This window comes from Pedobacter alluvionis (genome assembly GCF_003664035.1).
GTDB classification, from domain to species: Bacteria; Bacteroidota; Bacteroidia; order Sphingobacteriales; family Sphingobacteriaceae; genus Pedobacter; species Pedobacter alluvionis.
In genome coordinates this window covers 296,267-315,414 of sequence record NZ_RCCK01000010.1, presented here as the reverse complement: position 1 = coordinate 315,414, position 19,148 = coordinate 296,267, and the positions used below count along the sequence as shown (strand labels likewise).

12 protein-coding genes are annotated in these 19,148 nt (G+C 40.5%); 4 read left to right on the top strand and 8 right to left on the bottom strand.

The window, feature by feature from the left end; all coding sequences use genetic code 11:
- Nucleotides 1-58 precede the first annotated feature (58 nt).
- The 4 genes from BCL90_RS01420 to BCL90_RS01400 all read right to left on the bottom strand — a co-directional run bounded on the left by BCL90_RS01420 (nt 59) and on the right by BCL90_RS01400 (nt 6,439).
- Nucleotides 59-787, bottom strand: a complete 729-nt coding sequence (locus BCL90_RS01420) for a hypothetical protein (RefSeq protein ID WP_121282182.1) — start codon at nt 785-787, stop codon at nt 59-61.
- 854 nt (nt 788-1,641) lie between these two features.
- Nucleotides 1,642-3,918 carry a catalase/peroxidase HPI gene (gene katG / locus BCL90_RS01410; protein ID WP_121282180.1) on the bottom strand — a complete coding sequence of 759 codons (2,277 nt, stop codon included), beginning with the start codon at nt 3,916-3,918 and terminating at the stop codon, nt 1,642-1,644.
- 489 nt (nt 3,919-4,407) lie between these two features.
- Nucleotides 4,408-5,664: a beta-1,3-glucanase family protein gene (locus tag BCL90_RS01405; protein WP_121282179.1), complete on the bottom strand. Its 1,257-nt coding sequence runs from the start codon at nt 5,662-5,664 to the stop codon at nt 4,408-4,410.
- Nucleotides 5,665-5,824: 160 nt separating this feature from the next.
- Nucleotides 5,825-6,439, bottom strand: coding sequence for a hypothetical protein (locus BCL90_RS01400; RefSeq protein ID WP_121282178.1), 615 nt, complete (start codon nt 6,437-6,439; stop codon nt 5,825-5,827).
- Between the two features lie 300 nt (nt 6,440-6,739).
- Between BCL90_RS01400 and BCL90_RS01395 the strand changes: the two genes are divergently transcribed.
- The 3 genes from BCL90_RS01395 to BCL90_RS01380 all read left to right on the top strand — a co-directional run bounded on the left by BCL90_RS01395 (nt 6,740) and on the right by BCL90_RS01380 (nt 9,510).
- Nucleotides 6,740-7,360: a hypothetical protein gene (locus tag BCL90_RS01395; protein WP_121282177.1), complete on the top strand. Its 621-nt coding sequence runs from the start codon at nt 6,740-6,742 to the stop codon at nt 7,358-7,360.
- A gap of 677 nt (nt 7,361-8,037) precedes the next feature.
- Complete coding sequence (locus BCL90_RS01385) at nt 8,038-8,820, top strand: sensor histidine kinase (RefSeq protein ID WP_121282175.1); 783 nt, start codon at nt 8,038-8,040, stop codon at nt 8,818-8,820.
- An 18-nt stretch (nt 8,821-8,838) separates the two neighbouring features.
- A complete protein-coding gene (locus tag BCL90_RS01380) occupies nt 8,839-9,510 on the top strand; it encodes a response regulator transcription factor (RefSeq protein ID WP_121282174.1) in 672 nt (223 codons plus the stop codon).
- Between the two features lie 106 nt (nt 9,511-9,616).
- On the opposite strand, the gene BCL90_RS26085 is transcribed toward BCL90_RS01380, so the two are convergent.
- The 3 genes from BCL90_RS26085 to BCL90_RS01370 form a co-directional block, all read right to left on the bottom strand.
- Nucleotides 9,617-9,739, bottom strand: coding sequence for a hypothetical protein (locus BCL90_RS26085; protein ID WP_262707541.1), 123 nt, complete (start codon nt 9,737-9,739; stop codon nt 9,617-9,619).
- A gap of 329 nt (nt 9,740-10,068) precedes the next feature.
- Nucleotides 10,069-13,803, bottom strand: a complete 3,735-nt coding sequence (locus BCL90_RS01375; RefSeq protein WP_121282173.1) for an AAA family ATPase — start codon at nt 13,801-13,803, stop codon at nt 10,069-10,071.
- A gap of 1 nt (nt 13,804) precedes the next feature.
- Nucleotides 13,805-15,040, bottom strand: a complete 1,236-nt coding sequence (locus tag BCL90_RS01370; protein ID WP_121282172.1) for an exonuclease SbcCD subunit D — start codon at nt 15,038-15,040, stop codon at nt 13,805-13,807.
- A gap of 1,101 nt (nt 15,041-16,141) precedes the next feature.
- Between BCL90_RS01370 and BCL90_RS01365 the strand changes: the two genes are divergently transcribed.
- Nucleotides 16,142-17,407, top strand: coding sequence for an eCIS core domain-containing protein (locus BCL90_RS01365; RefSeq protein ID WP_208529825.1), 1,266 nt, complete (start codon nt 16,142-16,144; stop codon nt 17,405-17,407).
- 810 nt (nt 17,408-18,217) lie between these two features.
- On the opposite strand, the gene BCL90_RS01360 is transcribed toward BCL90_RS01365, so the two are convergent.
- Nucleotides 18,218-19,108 (bottom strand): SDR family oxidoreductase, encoded by an 891-nt coding sequence (locus BCL90_RS01360; RefSeq protein ID WP_121282171.1) that lies wholly within the window; start codon nt 19,106-19,108, stop codon nt 18,218-18,220.
- Nucleotides 19,109-19,148: the final 40 nt, after the last annotated feature.

Below are 19,148 nucleotides of genomic sequence, written 5' to 3'. Positions count from 1 at the left end.
AACTAATGAAATTAAAAGACAAATAAGTTTGAGTTTTGTTTTACTTATTGATAAAATTTTAAAAATCTAACTCCAAATACATTTCCCTGGATCTGTATTTCGGGATCTTTTTAACCTTACTGTACTTGACAAAAGCCTGGTAATATCGCCAATAGTTATACTTTCGTCCATTGGTTAACGAATGCATGCGTCCTCCCAAATTATTGCGTTTAATGTGGCTGTTAATAAGATCCAGCTCCCTTACAAGGTCTGTATCCAATATTTTTTTGTGTGTAACCATATTGGGTGCAATTTTTAACCTATACCGCCACGGTTCGGTAAAAACATACCTGATTTCCTGCTGATGTGTGCTAACACAGTACGTTTCAACCTGGCTAAAACACGATTTTTCCTCTTCGGTAAGGCCTAAACTGCTGCTTTCCCATAAATATGGCGTGAGTTCGCGCAGCGATTGCTTTTTGATTTCATATCCATACCTTCCTTTACGGCGTTTTTTTCGTTTAAATGTTTTATCGTGGTGGTATTCAACTGTGTTGATCTTAGCCAGCAATGTGGTATAAAATTCAGCTCTTAGGCTAAATGCAATATCTGCACGGAGTACAAAATACCTTTTCCAGCCTCTTTGATAGGGCTTTTCAAGAGGTACCATCGGCAGTGCCCGTCTTTGTATCCAAAGCTCCGATCTTCTTTTACTCAGCCTGATTAATTGTTTGTCGCGGTCTGTTTTTACCAACCGCTTTTTCTGCCGTGCGCTTCTAATCCTGCACGGCAATTCATGTGTGTCCATCGGACTTTCATTTAATTTCCTTTAACTTGAATGTGGGTCTCAATTCGTCCTTGATCCGGATATACCCCTTCTTTGGAAAATAAAATGTTATACAATAACAAATTGAACAGCCCTTGAGGCAGTCAATCAAATAAAAAACAAATTATAGTAAATTATTGCCTATATGGCGATTTGTGAAGGGGATTATATGTAGATATATGCTGTCATAATTCCTAAACATTAAAAAGATTGTTCACCAGGAATGTGACAAAGCTAATAAATTTTCGGGATTTTACAGAAAAGAAGAAATTCAAAACTGTTTTTTTCTTTATCATAAAAATGCCCCCAGAAAGTGTCTAACTTTTTAGGGGCATAACAAAATGGTGTCTTTAGAGCCTGTTTAAATTTTTATAGCAAATATTACAAAGCATTTTGCTGTCACGCTAAGCGTAATGGATTGCTTTAATTAATGCGTTGAAAGGGTCTTCGACTACGCTACCATTGACGTTATTTTACAAATAATTATTATTAATCAGTATTTTAATTACTTTAGTATTTCCAACCAGCTAGGCCATAGCACGATATCCCCGTTCTGCTTAAATCCGGCCTAACAAATTTTTCGGGTTGCACTGCCAAAGCCAACCTACTAGCTTCGAAAGAAAAATTTTCAGCCGGCATTTTTTGTTTCTTTTTGATGCCAAAAAGAAAGAGCCCTTCGGCGGCGGCGAGCCGAGGCAAGACTGCGCCTTAGGGCAAAATAAATTAAACGTTACTCATTTGATTTTAAACAATTAATTAACCCTCAGACTGACATACGAATTAATTTTATTTATTTTTTAAACAGCCTCTTTATAAACTTTGCGCTGTATTTCTAATTAATTTAAATCAAAACGATCTAAATTCATTACTTTATTCCAGCTGGCTACAAAATCTTTTACAAATTTACCTTGCGCATCTGAACTTGCATACACCTCTGCTATTGCCCTTAATTCTGCATTAGAACCAAATACCAGATCAGCGCGGGTTGCCGTCCATTTTGGCTGACCAGTTGAGCGGCTGCTTCCGATGTAAAGTTCTTTATCTTCTGCAACGGCTTTCCAAGCAGTTTCCATATCTAATAAATTCACAAAAAAGTCGTTGCTAAGCTGACCTGGTTTTGTAGTCAGGACGCCATTTTTAGAACCGTCGAAATTGGTATCCAGTACACGCAAACCACCTATCAATACTGTTAATTCTGGTGCTGTTAAAGTAAGCAACTGGGCTTTATCAATCAGGAATTCTTCTGTAGCAACTGGTGATTTAGATTTACGGTAGTTACGGAAACCGTCTGCCGCTGGCTCTAAATAGCCAAAAGATTCCACGTCGGTTTGTGCTTGCGATGCATCCATCCGGCCCGGCGTAAAAGGCACATTAACAGCATGTCCGGCATCGGCCGCCGCTTTTTCAACAGCAGCTGTACCTGCCAGTACAATTAAATCAGCTAAAGAAACTTTTTTACCCTCAATTTGTGCCACATTAAATTCGTATTGAATTCCTGCCAATACACCCAATACTTTTTGCAACTGTGCTGGATTGTTAACTGCCCAATCTTTTTGCGGAGCCAAACGGATCCTAGCACCATTTGCACCCCCACGTTTATCAGAACCACGGAAGGTAGAAGCCGAAGCCCATGCAGTAGAAACTAATTCGGTCACACTCAATCCTGAAGCCTGTACTTTTGCCTTTAATGTTGCGATATCACTTTCGTTAATTAATACATGATCAACAGCAGGTATCGGATCCTGCCACAGCAATTCCTCCTGTAGTACATCTGGCCCCAGGTAACGTGCCACAGGCCCCATATCGCGGTGGGTTAACTTAAACCATGCCCTTGCAAAGGCATCAGCAAACTGATCAGGATTTTCTAAAAAGCGTCTTGATATTTTTTCATAAGCCGGGTCGAATCTTAAAGAAAGATCGGTGGTCAGCATCGTTGGCAGGTGTTTTTTCGATCCGTCAAATGCATCAGGAATAATCGCTTCTGCATTTACAGCTTTCCACTGGTGTGCACCGGCAGGGCTTTTGGTTAACTCCCATTCAAATCCAAAAAGGTTTTCAAAGAAATTATTACTCCATTGCGTTGGTGTGGTGGTCCAGATTACCTCTAACCCACTCGTAATCGCATCAGCACCTTTACCAGAAGCATAACTGTTATTCCATCCCAAACCCTGGTTTTCTATACCAGCGGCTTCAGGCTCTTTGCCTACATGATCTGCTGAAGCAGCACCATGGGTTTTGCCAAAAGTATGTCCACCTGCAATTAAGGCCACCGTTTCTTCATCATCCATCGCCATGCGGCCAAAAGTATCGCGGATATCTTTAGCAGCAAGAATCGGGTCCGGGTTTCCATCCGGTCCTTCAGGGTTTACATATATTAATCCCATCTGCACTGCTGCAAGTGGTTTTTCTAAATTACGAGAATGTATATCGCCGTCGGCATCATCGTCTGTAACCACCACACCGTGTGTTTTATCCGCACCATCAGAGCCGTGTCCGTAACGAAGATCGCCACCTAGCCAGGTAGTTTCCGAACCCCAATATACAGATTCGTCAGCTTCCCAAACATCCTCGCGACCGCCGGCAAAACCAAAGGTTTTAAAACCCATCGATTCTAAGGCAATATTACCGGTCAAAATCATTAAATCTGCCCATGAAATTTTACGGCCATATTTTTGTTTAATTGGCCAAAGTAACCTGCGGGCTTTATCGAGGCTTACATTATCTGGCCAGCTATTCAGCGGCGCAAAACGTTGTAATCCGGCACCAGCACCACCACGGCCATCGCCTACCCGGTAGGTTCCGGCGCTATGCCAGGCCATGCGGATAAATAAACCTCCATAGTGACCGAAATCTGCCGGCCACCAATCCTGCGAATCGGTCATCAGTGCATGAAGGTCTGCTTTTAAGGCGGCCAGGTCCAAGCTCTTAAAGGCTTCTGCATAATTAAATTCACCATCCATTGGGTTAGATAAGTTAGAATGCTGACGTAAAATGCCCAGCTTTAACTGCTTCGGCCACCAGTCGCCATTTCTGGTACCACCACCACCTACATTGCTTTTCATGCTGCCGTTATGAAACGGACATTTGCTGATATCGTTCGATTCTTTTTCCATGTATATTATTTTGTTAGTAAAATCCGGTCCGTTGTTGAAACTTAACCAGATGATATAAATTTAGAGAATTGAAAGAACTAATCACAATCATTTAATTCTATAACGGAATAGTTAACATCTATTACTATGTTATATCAGTAATTTAGGAGGAAGCCGGGGCTTTGATCAATGAAATTTAACTTTATGTTAATCGTTGCTTAAAATAAAAAGCCCCTAAGTATTTAACTTTTGGGGCGTTGGGCTATTCGAAACAGGAATACATTTTCGCCGAAAAAGACTGATCGGCATAGCGTGCTCAATGCATGGAATGTGTTATCAGGGTATATGCCTAAATAATCCCACTATTCTTGTGCAAATGCACCTGCAAACCAAATATTCCTGGTAATGACGGGGTTACATTCCAGCTTGGGCATGAGTTAACAGCGGGAAAGAAAGCTCCCTTACCCGCTATTATTGATAAATTCTGTCTCATCATCTATATCGGTAATGTTATGCCGGAAATTCAACATCCAGAAGGGTAATCTTGAGATAGTCAACAGCGCCAGCCGAACCTTTAGGTGGAAAATAAAGCAGTAAACCGCCCACACGGTCTGAAAATGGGAAACCATAAGCATTGGTTACAGGTAACAAGCTGGCTGCCCAGTCATTATAATAATCGCTGTTTTCAGGCTGGGCACCTGCAAAAAGCAATGATGGATGCTGAATTGCAGCTTGAAACCATTCGCTAGATGTGCACTGGCCAAGTGCAATATTATTAATTGGATTTATGGTAGTGCTGCCCGGAAAGCCCATGTTTAACCCGGCCAATAAGTCACCAACAATCCATCCAAAAACATCATTAACAATTCCAGCAGTTGTGTAAGGTTGTTTACTTCCTGCTGTAACGGTATAAGGTGGGTTTGCACCGTAGATGCCGGTTAATGCATTTAGCGCATCAAATTTTATGGAAATGGTTACAGCCCCTTCAACAGCACACGTACCTGTTAATATTACCAGTTTGGTATTAGCGTTAAATGTTGCGCTGAGGTTATATGTTTGTTGAGCTGTTGGGCCAGTTCCTCCGGGTAAACCCGAAAATAGCCCTTTAATTTTGGTAGGCTTAGCGAGCGATGATAAATATTTTAAATAAGCATCCCAGTTATGATACCCTTCTGCAAGCCCTGGACCAATAACACGCACAAAAGAATTGTGAGCATAAACAGCTGCTTTAGAATGTGAAAGCGTTATTAAATATTCAATAGTATCGCCAATTGCAGCGCCACTCTTACAATTAAGTTTTTTCACCATTTTACCATGCTTCCAAGTACTCGCCTCGATAGGAATACTAAAGAAATCGATGGCACTTAAATCCATATTGTTGTTTTGGTTACCAAAGAAATTAGGCTCAACAAAAGCATATTGCTTTTTATAATTAGGGTCGTTAACATTATTGGGAGATGGCTGGTAACCATTTCCTAATCCCTGCAGGCCTTTATCTCCGTAATTAAAGTAAATACGGCCGTTGGTGAAATCGTTAAGGGAAACATTCGGTATTGTTTTAAGTGCCGGAAAAGCTGGCATTTTACTTTTTAACTGTTCAAAGCTATAAGCAGTATCTCCTGAAAGTTTAACAGTGCCATTCGCACCGTACTGTCCGGCGCCGAAAATGCCGTTCAGAAACTGAACCCAGATTTTGCTGTCGGGCATGCCCGTTTTGTTTTCAAACACAACGGGAATTGAAGGCGGAGTTAGTGTTTTAGTTTCCATTTTTATGTAGTTAAAGAGGTTTTTATTTTTAAGTAACACTTCAAGGGGACAAGAAATCTCTGTTGATAGCAACAGGAGAATTTCTTGCTTTACTTTAAGCCCTTGTAATTGGTTAATCAAGCCCTTTTAATGATCACGAATTATCCTCTGTGAATGGTGATTATCCTTTATAAATAGTACTTAGGTCTGCTAACCGTTGCGATTTTGGATATCCATTCCAAAGGGTAGCTATCCCTATTTGTGATAACGGAGATTGCCAGATGGAAACATCCAAAGGCGCACCCGAACCCTGGTCTGTCCAAATGGCGTTACTTACTGTGTAATTGAAATTTACCAGATCGCCCCGAACGCACATTAATTGGGGATAGTCGCTTATCTGAGGCGGAGAATTAAAATCAGGCACTGCAATAAAGCCTACCCCAAAATATCCGGCCGGCCCATCAATACTGTAAATACCTAAATTACTTGGCTGATCATTATCCACACAAGTCCATACTGGTGTAAAGCCTGTTGGACTGGCTAACAGGGAATTATTTGGGTCGTCATTTTGAAGGCTAAAAATATAGGTGGAGGTACCCGCGGGCGGAGTAGGGCTATTGTAGTTGGAAACCGAACAAGCTATCATTCCGAGACAATACTGCTGGCTCGAAAGCCCATCGGGTAACCAAAACATAACATCCTGGTTTGCCCCGCTACCTTGATCGTTAACTGGCGATAATGAACCACTGCTTACAAATGATGTACACAGCGATGCTAAAAGATAAGCATTAGACATAATTTTACTTTTTTAATTTTCCTACTCTACAGGCTTTTCGGATTGCCGCCCCTGTTTTTAACTGTACAGGCAGTTCGTTTTTTCAGGTGGGTTCTGCTCCACTATCAATTGATTTTGACAGTGTAAAGATGAAAATTGTTAAAACAGCGGGTAAGAGGATAAATAAGGGATATGATAAACAGGTATAAATATTGGTTCTCCATACAAAGCATAGGTATAAATACCTGTTTGTGTATGTATATCATAGCTATGTAATAATAATATGATTATTATTGTACAAAATAATTAAGCCTCAAACCAATGAAACTATCCAAAAAAATCATCATTCCTTTACTTCTGGCAATTATTGCAGTATGCATAGTTGTAATCGTATGTAAAATTAATTGCGGTTGGAACAGGCCAGTAGCTAATCCCATTTCGCCAGACTCGATAAGCCGCAGATTAGTTACTTACAAAGCCGCTAACCAAAACATGGCAAATTTTGACAGCATTTCTAAAATAATATTTAAAAATTTAGATACCAATAAGATTAAAGTACCATTTAACGGAGACATCATTAACAGCACGGATGTGTTACTTTCTCTTGGTTTAAATAATGCCGACCTATATAATTATGTGCAATGTTCAAAGATAAGGCTCGAAACAAAACTTGGATTTATAAACGACTCTATCAAAGTTTATGTAAGGCCAATTGATATATCTTCCAAGCCATGGCGAAATTTATATTTTAAAAAAGACGGAAATCTATGTTACCTTAATGGAGAATTATGGGTAAACCCGTGTAAAGAATGTATATTCTGTAATATTTTTCCGACATCTAAAGTAACCCCTGATAGTCAAAAACACGCTATGACAGATACCGACGATATATATTATTTAGATTTAAATAATCCTTGCCCGCCTTGCACAATACAAGAATAGTAAAGGTTATTGAAGTAAAATAGCAATATGTCCACGGTTCGTTTTATATTATTAGCATCAAATATTCCGCCATTACTGGCAGGTATATTGGCATTCGTTTATTTTAAAAAGTTTGATCAAAGGTTATTCTCATTTAAACTGCTATTGATATTTAACAGTATTATTCAAATTTCTCAATTAATACTGTCTCTTTTTAAACACAACAACTTATTCCTGTTACATATAGATGTGCCGATAGAGTTCGTCCTGCTGACACATTTTTATTATTCGTTTCTGAAGCCGTATCTTGATAAAAGAATCTTTTTCGTTCTCGTCACCGTTTTCGTTACACTTTCTATCGTTAATAGCATCTTTTTACAGCACGTAAACTCATTTAATACTTACGCACTTATTACCAAGGCCATTGTTTTAATTATCCTATCTATTTTTGCGTTTATCGCACTGTTAGACCCCCGGTCCGGGATGAATAAAACCCCGATAGGTAAAACGGTTACACTTATTAATTCCGGGCTTTTTATCAATCTTTCTTCAACCTTATTGATATATTATTTTTCTAATTTTTTAATTATAAATGTCAATAAAAATATGGTAAATTATATTTGGGTATATAATGATCTGGCATCGGTAATTATGTATTCCTGTTTTATCATAGCTGTTTGGAAACACGTTAAATACAAGTGAATATAGTTGATATCATCGTACCCTTTACTGTTGCGCTTTTTATTATAGCGGTTGGCGTAGTATTGCTTTATCAAAACTTTCAAAGAAACCTGATTGAGCTTGACCTTGAGAAGGCTGAATTAAAATCGGCACAGCAAGATGAACTATTACGCAACAGCATTATGGTTCAGGAAGAAGAAAGGAAACGGATAGCAAGTGATTTACACGACGAAATTGGTGCCGTAATATCCATTATTAAAATGAACCTGATATTAATGAGTCAGAAACAAGAAAGTACCATGCTGGAAACATCATCTGCTAAAGGCCTTCAAAACCTGATCAGCCTATCGGATACAGCCATCTCAAGTGTGAGAAATATAAGCCATCAACTGATGCCGCCACAATTAGAAACATTTGGCTTGGTAAAAACAATTGAATCTGTTGTGGATAACATTAATCAATCTGGCGAAATAGAGATTTACTTTACTGTGAAGTGCGAATGGCCGGTAATTGAATGGCCGGTAGCGTTGGGTATTTACCGCGTCATTATGGAGTTGATCAACAACACCATTAAACATGCAGGTGCCAAACATGTTAATTTAGAATTCGATTGCTTAAGCAATACCCTAACCGTTAACTTTGAAGACGATGGACAAGGTTTTTCGGACACTGCAGGTACCCAGCGAGGCTTGGGCATTATAAGCATGGAGGCACGGGCAAAAGCAATGAATGGCCAATTTGAGTACTGCAACGGGGCCGCAAAAGGCATAAAAGCTACCCTTACAATCCCGGTAATTTAACAACCTAAACATATTGTTATGAAAAGTAAAATTAAAGTGGGTATAGTGGAAGATCAATTACTTTTTAGAGAAGGTATTAAGGCCATATTGATCAACTGGGATATTTTTGAAATTGTTTTTGAAAGCGCGGATGGTTTTTCTGTAATTGATAAGTTAGAGAAATTAACCGATTTGCCGGATATACTAATGGTTGACCTCTCTTTGCCGCCGCTAGATAAAAAAGAATATAGCGGCCTGCATTTGACTATAGCACTTGCCGAAAAGTTTCCAGAAATTAAGGTGCTGATTCTTTCCGTACATAACGATGAAAACTTTATGGCCGAATTAATCAAGAATGGAGCCCACGGCTACCTGGTTAAAGATTGTAACCCATTAGAAGTATACCAGGCAATTGTTGCTATTGCCGAAAAAGGGAGTTATATCAATAGCCGGGTACTTAAAGCAATTCAGGACAGTATGGCAAAAAAAGCTAAACCCGGCAAAAAGCTACTCACCTATATTTCTCCGCGCGAGGAAGAAGTACTAAAATTAACCTGCCAACAATTTACCGCTGATGAAATTGCCGAAAAGCTATTTATCAGCGTAAAAACGGTTAACGGGCATCGCAATAATTTATTGTTGAAAACAGGATCACGCAATGTAACCGGGTTAGTAACCTTTGCCATAAGGAATAATATTGTGCAGTTGTAAAGCAACGAAATACCGTAAGCAAATGATAATATTTAAAATGGTCATTCAGGTACCTTTAGTGCCTGAACCAAACGAGTACGAGCAATAAAATGGCAGATATATGGACCTAGCGAGCGGTCAGCTGCTGGCCATTAAAACCCGGCATTAATGTGGAGAAACCGTTGGTTACCGTGGTGAAATGGACATTAAGCACCGCAATAGATGCAACCAAAATAAAATCTTCAGCCATTGATAATGGACTGGTATCCTTTTGGAACAAAAGATACCAGTCCATGGCCCGCCCCCCGGGAGACAGCGAAGGGACAAAGCCGAACTAAATTTCACATTGTTAAGCAGCCAGCACCGGAAATACCGATACAAACACCTCACTCAGCCGTAAACCTGCTCACTTAAAAGACACTTTTTAGCGAGGGCCTAACAACCATGTAATCTCTTCTTTTAATACCTCAAAATCCTTGTTTTCTATTTCATTTTTGTATTCCTTTTTAAGTTGCCATCTGACACGAATGATCTAACTCCTTTAATTTATAAAGCGCTTATTTTTATATTTTTTCATAATTAATACCCAATCACCTCCACCTTACTCTTCCCGCTCTGCTGTTTACTCACCTTAATCTGTACCGGAATTCTTTCCGTCATTTCCTGCACGTGTGAGATGACGCCTACTTTGCGACCCTGATTGTGCAGCCTTTCCAAAGCATCCATGGCGATATTGAGTGTGGTTGGGTCTAACGAACCAAAACCTTCGTCAATAAATAAAGATTCCACTTTCATGCGGCTGGATGATAAAGAGGCGAGGCCCAGGGCTAAGGCAAGTGATACCAGGAATGATTCGCCACCCGAAAGGGAATAAACGGTACGCACTTCATCGCCCATGTCCTGATCTACCACCTGGAGGCCAAGTGATGACGGGATGCGCTCAATTTTGTATCGGCTGGTGAGTGCCTGAAGGTGGATGTTGGCATAACCCAGCAAGACATCAAGGGTGTATTCCTGTGCAATCTGGCGGAATTTTTTACCATCAGCAGAACCGATGATTTCGTTGAGTTTGCTCCAGTTTTCTGTAATGGCGGCTTGTGTTGTTATATTTTTCAGCAGGTCGCCTATCCTGTTTTTATTGGCTTCGTCTTGTTGCAGGCGGAAGCTGTTTTCTCCTTTTTTATGTTTCTTTTCTTCTGCCTCTGATTTTGCAAGGGTATTAAGGGCACTGAGTTCCTCAAGCGGACGTTCAGATGCACCATTTTGTTTATGGTTGTCGAAGGCCTGTTTTCGTTCTGACAGGATACTGCTGGCTTTGGTCACTTCTTCTTCAATCGTTTGCAGCGCAACCCGTTCTGTGTTAATCCAATCGTTACTCAATGTCAATAAGTCGTGGAGTGCATCAATATTTAGCGTTTGATTGTTTTTTTGGTTGTAATCGTTAAGCCAATCCTGTATTTTTTGCACTGTTTTTTGGGCTTCGGCATCCAAAGTTGCTAATGTGGCGGCTAATTCTTCTTTTTGGGTTTGGGCTTTTGTGCTATCAATATTAAGTTGTTGCCTGGTTTCTTTAAGTTGTTCGAGCTGTTGCTGGGCTTGGGTTTGGGACTGTTTTAGTCTGCTTTCAGCTTCTTCAGCAGATTGTCCTCCAAATAGGGCATTGCGTTGCCGGGTTAGGTCCAGATGGATGTTATGTTGTACCAGGTGGGCTTCCGTTTTTTTACTGGCTTCTGCTGCAAGGCTCTTCGACTGGTTTCCGAGTTCATTTAGTGTGGCTTCGAGTGCTGCTTTTTGGCGGGTATATTGCTCCAGTTTTTCGGTGTTTTCTTTCCAGTTGCGGGCAAATGCGTCAATCCGTTCTACGAAAACTACAGGGTTGGCTTTCCAGTTTCCCATCCAGTCTGAAGCGGTAAAATAGGGCGAGAGGAGCTGTTCTACGCCATTAAGATCGGTGCTTGCCTGGTCCCGTTCTCTGGTGTTGCTGCTTTGCTGTTCGCGATAGACAGATAGCTTGCTCTGAATGTCTTTTATTTGGCTGGCAAGGTGATCTGTATTTTCTTTTAGCTGGTCTATCTGAACTTTGACTGTTTCCAGCTGTTGCTTTTTGTCGGTATGAACCTGTATTTGCCCCTGCAAATTGGCTTGTTTTGTTTTGAGGGATTGTAATTTATCTTCAATCCAGTCTGCTTTTTTTGCATCGGCTATGGCCTGGCTTTCCCGGGCACTATCGAATTGTTCCCAGGCTTGCTTTTTGGTTGCTAATGCCGATTGCTTTGCTTTAATATCTTCGCCCCGGCGTTGGGTAGTTTGTTGTAGCGTGTTGCTTTCTTGTTGCAAGGCATTGTGCTGGCTATAGCAGTCACGATAGCTTTGTTCTTTTTCCTGATAGGATTTTTCCAGTTGTGCCAATACATTTTCCAATTGCGGATTATGTACCACATACGGATGACTGGTGCTGCCACATACAGGACAGGGCTCATCGTTTACCAAAGCTTCCCTAAGTGTTTCTACATTTTCGGCCGAAGCCATACGGGCTTGCCGCAGGAGTTGGTAAGCAGTATCTTTTTGCGCCTTTTCGACAGGCAGTTGCTGGGTTAGTTTTTGTACTGTTTCCTGTTTGGTTTCATAATCAGCCAGATCCTGAAGCTGTTTCTGGTTTAAGGCTTCCAGCTCCGTTAACGCATTATAAAGCAGTTGCCAATGCCCCTGTGCTTTTATCGTGTCTTCTACCTGACGGTCTGTTTCGGTTTTGTGGAGGTTTAAGGTTTCGATTTGCGTTAATAGCAACTCTTTGGCTTGCGTATCGTAACTTTTCTTTAGGTTTTCTAAATTTTGTTGCTGCTGCTTCCAATTGTCCTCAATGCTTGTCTTTTGGGCTTCGTCTGTCTTGATTTTGGCCTGTAACTGAGCCAGGTTTGTAGCAGAGGTTTGCAAGGTTTCCAAAAGCTTTTGGGCATCCTTCAGTTTGGACAGGATGAGCTCTTTATTTTCGGCAACCGGGCTACGATCTGTGTTTTCTGTCTTCCAGTCGGTGATGCTTTTTATTTGAGTAATAAGGTTGGCGAATTCTTCTTGTTTAACGGTTAGTACGGTATGGTGTTTATTGTTTGCTTCAGCAGCATTTTCAGCTTCTTCTTTGAGTTTTTCTACCTGTTCTTTTTTCTCTGCCAGCAAGGTATCCAGTTTCCTGGCCTGTTCCAGTAAGGGCAGGGCATCGGCAAGGGCTTTGTTTTTTTCTGAAAGATGGTTTTCAGCCAGCCCGAGCTGTGTATCAAGGCTTTCTTTTTGCGCTTGCAGGTTGGCGATGGTTCCCTTTAGCGCTGTAAATGCTGTTGTTTTTTCAGTATGCTGCTGTTGCGCATGTTTAAGGGCATCTGCCCAGCTTCTGGTTTGTTGTGCCTGCTCAACTGTTTGTAGTTTTTGCCTGCGTGGCAGGGCTAATGTTTTAGCTTCGGTGGCCAGCCGTAATGCTATTTGTGCTTCATCATGGTTGCTTTGCAGTTTGGCAAGCTGCTCGTGCCAGCTGATTTCTGCGGTTAGTTTTTCGATCTCGTTTTCCAGGCTTTTAATCTGGCTTTCTAAAATCTCCTGATCGTTTGACAAGGCTTGTAGTTCTTCTTCGGTAAGGGTAATGATTCCTTCCTTACGAAGATTAAGGTCACGTAGCAGCAGTTCTTCTGCTTTGTATTTTTCGAAAATCTTTTTAGAAATTTCAGAATAGATGTGTGTTCCGGTAAGCTTTTCGAGCAATGAGGATTTTTCATCCCTGTTGGCTTTCATAAAGGCGGTGAAATCGCCTTGTGCCAATAATACCGACCGGGTAAATTGTTCAAAATTCAGGCCGACAAGGCGTGTTATTTCGTTTAGGGTTTCTGGCTTTCTGCCTGGAATGTCGATATTGGAAGTGATGTTTTTTAGCGTAACCGAATCAGCCTGCATACTGCCTTCTGCTTTGTTTCTGGCCCGGCGTACACTCCAGGTGGCACGGTAGTATTGTCCGTCTATTCCTTTGAAATCGACTTCGGCAAATCCATCAGCCGTTCCATCGCGCAGGATACTGCGTACGTCTCCCTGACTGAGCGTGCTGCCTTGCACATCCTTGATTTCTATTCCGGTTTCTCTTGCCTGCAGGTACCTGGGCGTTTTGCCATATAGGGCAAGGCAAAGGGCATCTAATATGGTCGATTTTCCTGCGCCGGTAGCTCCGGTAATGGCAAATATTCCTGCCGAGCATAGCGGTTCAGCCGTAAAGTCTATTTCCGTGTTGCCTTCCAGTGAAGCAAGATTTTTGATGCGTATGGCTAGTATCTTCATTTTATTCGGCTGTTTGGTTTACTTCCTGCGCTACTTGCTGGAAAAGCTGCAGGATTTCGGTTGGTACTTCGCTATTGTATCTGGATTGGTATACTTTGCCAAATACATCAATGGGTTGCAGTTCGTTTAGTTTTTCAGGTGTGATAAACTCAGGTGCCTCTTGTGAAGAAGCGGCATATTTCACATCAATTTTGGCAAGCCTGACATTTTTGCCCACCAGTGCAGTTTCTACTTTATGCCGCAAGGCGGGCTCGGGCCCATCCAGCAATATCCGTACTTCCAGATAAGGGGTTGTTTTTGAAGCTGAATCCTTCTCCGGTAATTGCGCTAACAGGGCTATAACCTCATGCAGCGGCTGATGGCTTAGCGGAATTCTTTGAAGGGGTATAAATAATGGGATTTCTACAGCTTCGAGGTTGTTGATTTCCTGATCGAGATCAAAAACGATGACCTGATGTTTGTAATTGATTTCTGAAAAGGACATGGGCAATGGACTGCCTGAATAACGGACATGTTCTTTTCCGCCAATGCGTTGTGCTTTATGAATGTGGCCTAGTGCGACGTATTTGATGTCGGGATGAAAAGCAGTGGCGGGAATACATTCTACGCCTCCCATGATGAGCCTTTCGGTTTTATCCAGTTCTGTTATTTCGGCGTGATGGGTATGCAGGTGCCCCATGGCGATGATGACCTGCCCGTTTTGCTTTTTCTGCTGTGCATGAGCGAATGCTTCTTTATATAATTCGGTTACCCCTTCGGTATAAGGATTTGCGCAATCAGCTATCGTTGGATAATCGCCCATACGCAGGAAAGGTATGGCAAGGCAGTATATTCTGATATTTCCGGAAGCATCGTATATCGGTACGAGCAATTTTTCATAATCAATGTTGCCTTCTGCATCTTTTTCAACCAGTCCAATAATATGAACATTGGACGATTGCAGCAGTGGCTTTGGCGCTTCCAGCCGTGATGCGGAATCGTGATTGCCGGCAGTAATGATAATTTGCAAACCCGGATTTGCAGTTGTGGCCTGGTTTAAGAACGTATAAAACATTCTGATGGATTGGGCCGATGGATTGGATATATCGAAAACATCGCCGCTGATCAGCAGGACATCAATTTGTTTTGTTTGTAACAGTTGTACCAGCCAGTTTAGAAACTGTTGGTGTTCGTCGCTACGGTCGTATTCATGAAATAGCTGGCCTATGTGCCAGTCTGCAGTATGTAATATTTTCATAATTGCTTGTCGGCTTCAAAATAGCATGCGCCTGAAAGAAAATAATCCTGAGCCTCAAGATGAAAAGTAATGCAGCACTAGTAGTCTCTATCTTGAAATAAAGAGACTGATCAGATTTGCTTTTACAGTATACCTTGTGGGGGAATTTATATTCGGTTCGAGCCTGTTAATTTAGCAAATTAACAAATAAAAATTATTAAGCTGGTTTTATTTGTTGTCATTTAATTTTTCTTTTATCCATATTAACGGATGTTCTAAAAAAGATCGTTTAAATTCCGAAAGTAGGTTAAAAAACCGTTCTGCTGTTACGGGAAACCGTATTGATAAATTATTTCGACCGCAATAGAACATTACGGGTTCTCTCGACATAATGATTTAATGTCAATTTAATCTTTAAGTAAGAATGAGCGCTTCTCTAAGTCGTGAAGCCTCTTAATTATTTTATCAGCAATCGATCTGTTACCATCCTCTTTACGCCCTTCCTCAATTGATTTAATCATGATTTCTGTTTTTATGTACTGACTTTACACAGCTGGTATTTATCTACCCCAAGAGCTTACTTCTCTCAATCCTTTCTTTAGCTTCAATTAAAATGCTGTGTATTTTTTGTTCTAATTGTCTTTTAGGAGGCAGTTCTTTCGAATTCTTTGTTAGCAATCTTCTTCCTTAATTCCCGAATCCCCAGACTTTGTGAGACTACAGAATTAGCATAGAACAGTTTAGCATCTGTATTTTTAAGTGGCAACAGGATTAAACAATCCTTGATTAGAAACCTGAATGTTTTTTTACTTCCATAGTTTTGAGTGAAGCCGAGCAATAAAGATAAAGGATTTGACTAAAAATTATTAAATAATGAGATATTTTTAGTGCACATTGAAGATGGTATTCAGATTACAGCTTTTTGAAAAATAATATATTGACAATCTATTCAAATCAAAATTAGAATGGTGGGAAAATGTAGATTTTCTTTCAAGTGTGACAGATGTAAATCCGAAAATTTCATGGCTATTTGGCATGTATATGATTAAATCTTATATCTTTATGTAAAAAAAGATAAGAAATCCACAGCCATCCAATCTCTAAAGCTTTTAATTTAAAAACATGAGCCAGTACGCAGATAAGTCAACAGAGCATAAGAGCGCTTCAATAGCCAGCCAGGTTTCCCAGCCGCGCAAAAGCGAAGCAGTGCATCAATTTGTCGATAACCGGCAGAAAACCATAGCGCAAGTTCAATTGCAGAATATGATTAACAATAGCCCCCGTACGCGGCAATTAAAAGCTTGCCATACTATGGTCGATAATCGCCCCCAGGTAAAGCAGGAAACCACATTACAACGATTTATGTTACCCCCAACTAATGAACCTAAAACGTTAACACCCGTACAAAAATTTGTTTTGCCCCAGCCAATTCAGAAAAGAGCAAACAATACCAGCTTGCCCGATAACCTTAAAACCGGTATAGAAAACCTTTCACATTTTAGCATGGATGACGTAAAAGTTCACTATAACTCCGCGAAACCCGCACAATTACAAGCACATGCCTATGCGCAGGGAACGGAGATTCATCTGGCGAGCGGACAAGAAAGACATTTGCCGCATGAGGCTTGGCATATTGTACAACAAAAACAAGGTAGAGTAAAACCTACTTTGCAGATGAAGGGAAGAGTGAATGTGAATGATGATGCAAGCTTGGAGAAAGAAGCGGATGTGATGGGGGCAATAGCATTGCAGACTAAAGCAAAAGAGAATAGCTTAAAATCTCAAAATAAAAACTTTTCTGCAGATCAAAAGTCTCTCCGTAACAATTCCAGCAAACCCAATCAATTCAAATCTCTTATCATACAAAAAGCTAAAAAGCCAAAGGCAAAGGCTAAGAAAGCTCATGTCCATAAGAATGATTTAAAAAAACAAACAATGACGGTAAGAAATAAAAAAGATAGTTATACCTCTGGATTGATAAATGGTTTAACTCAGGCAACTGGAGTTGAGAGTGGGCCAAGAGCGGAAGCACAAAAGGTAAAGAATTTTTTAGGAGGTAGCTGGATTGGAGGACACATGGTTAATGATCAATTGGGGGGCAGTGGAAGTTTCAAAAATATTGTCCCGATTACTTCTGCAATGAATGGGCTACATAAATCTGTTGAGAATAAAGCAAACAATCTACTAAGTGTGGGTAAGGGTACCCAAATTGAATACAAAATGAAAATCCTTAAAAGAGCAACAGTAAAATACGCGGCAAAAACCGTTAAAAACCTTCCAATAAAATTTGAACAAACCCTTGATGCTCAACCTGTAGGTTCACCTATGGAGAGAATAGAGAAGAAAATACTGCCGGAAGATCCAGGAAATGGTATAATACAACCTTAAAACTTCATAACAAAACCTAGCAGAAATCTATATGAAAGTTGTTATGCGCTGGTAGTTTTGCCATTAGCTAGTTATGAAATAACCGGTGATAATATTTTAGAGCACGTGCGATTTGTGAGAGACATTGGCAATATATTAAAGAAAAAAATATGACGAAGTTGGGTCGCTAAAGTCTCAACAGAGCCTTGTTGTTTTACCAACCGATAAAGTAGAGGTTGCGATTGAAGAAGAAGACATACGATATCATGTAAAGCCTTCTGCCTGGAAAACCGACCTTATTTAAATCCTTAGATACTTGATCTCACTTTAAGTTGTATCTCCTTAAAGCCAGCTTTGTTGTTTCGATGCCCCGGATACTAACCCAACAATGCAGCAGATATATACAGCTAAACAAAATATTTGTGGCATTTTTTTATGATAAAAATGTGCCAAGATTCTACTAAAAAAATTTGAACGGTTTTACAAGATTTTAGAGAGTTGCAATTTGATTAATATACCATAAGTCACCATATTATAGTTTATTAATAGCTCGTTTTGCTCTTCGGAGGCTTAATTGGGAATTCGATGGATTCGAACCCTGGCTCTCTTAAGAACAAAAATAAGGCATTGAAAATCAATAAATTAACATAATTATGTATACATAAAAAAACCGAACTTTTAGGGTTCGGTTTTTTCAGTGGTGGCTACTTTACAAATCTCGAACTATTTCCTGTCTGATTTGCGTTTAATAGCAGATTTAGACTTATAATTGTTTTGGTATACTATTGAGTTAACTTCATCGTCGGGCATCGTAACTCTTATCGTTCACCGTTAATAGTCGAATTCTGCTTTATGTTTTTTGATAAAATCAGCAAGCTTTACAGGCTGCTTTCCGATAATCTCCGGAAGGTTATCGAAGGTGTCGTCTGCACCAGGGATTGTTCCTGCTGCATATCGTTTCCAGTGATCGTATACACAACCCATGTAGGCCATTTCTGCACCGGCGTTTATCATATTTTGTAAAAACACATCGGGAGAAAGTGGCTCATAGCGAAATGGTTTGCCAACAATGCTGGTCATTAAAACGGCCATTTCATTAAATGTTACAGCATCATAGCCTAAACGATAGATTTTACCTGCGTGGATTTCTGGATGTGATAAAGCTACAGCGGCTACCTGTGCAACATCTTCAACATCCACCCAACTCAGGCGGGCGCCTTCAACATACGCATGTATTATACCATTTTCGATTGCTTTGTTACCGCCATAACTTAATATGTTTTGCATGAAAGTTTCTGGGCGTAAATGGGTATAAGAGAATCCAGCCCATTCAATATATCTTTCGATCAATTGATGCCAGGCCCAATGGGCAACGGTAGTATCGTCACGGCCACAAGCACCTAAGTGAACTACGTGTTGAACACCTGCTCTTTTTGCGCCGTCTAATATTGCTTTACTTTGTCTTAGCATATCAACGGTGTATCCGGTAACAATTAGTATGCGATCAATGCCTTTTAATGCTGGTAAGTGTGTGCTTTCATCATCGAAATCAAGTATCACGGTTGCTATTCCTTTTTCAGTAAAAGGAGCGGCTTTTTCAGGTGAGCGCACTGCCGCGACAATTTCTATATCGGTATTGGATAACAGGAAATCTATAGTCTTACTGCCGACCTGCCCGGTCGCTCCGGTGATTAGTATTTTGGGAACTTTTGTATTTGACATAGTACAAAATTACCAGTTACCGAACTTACCGCACTTGATC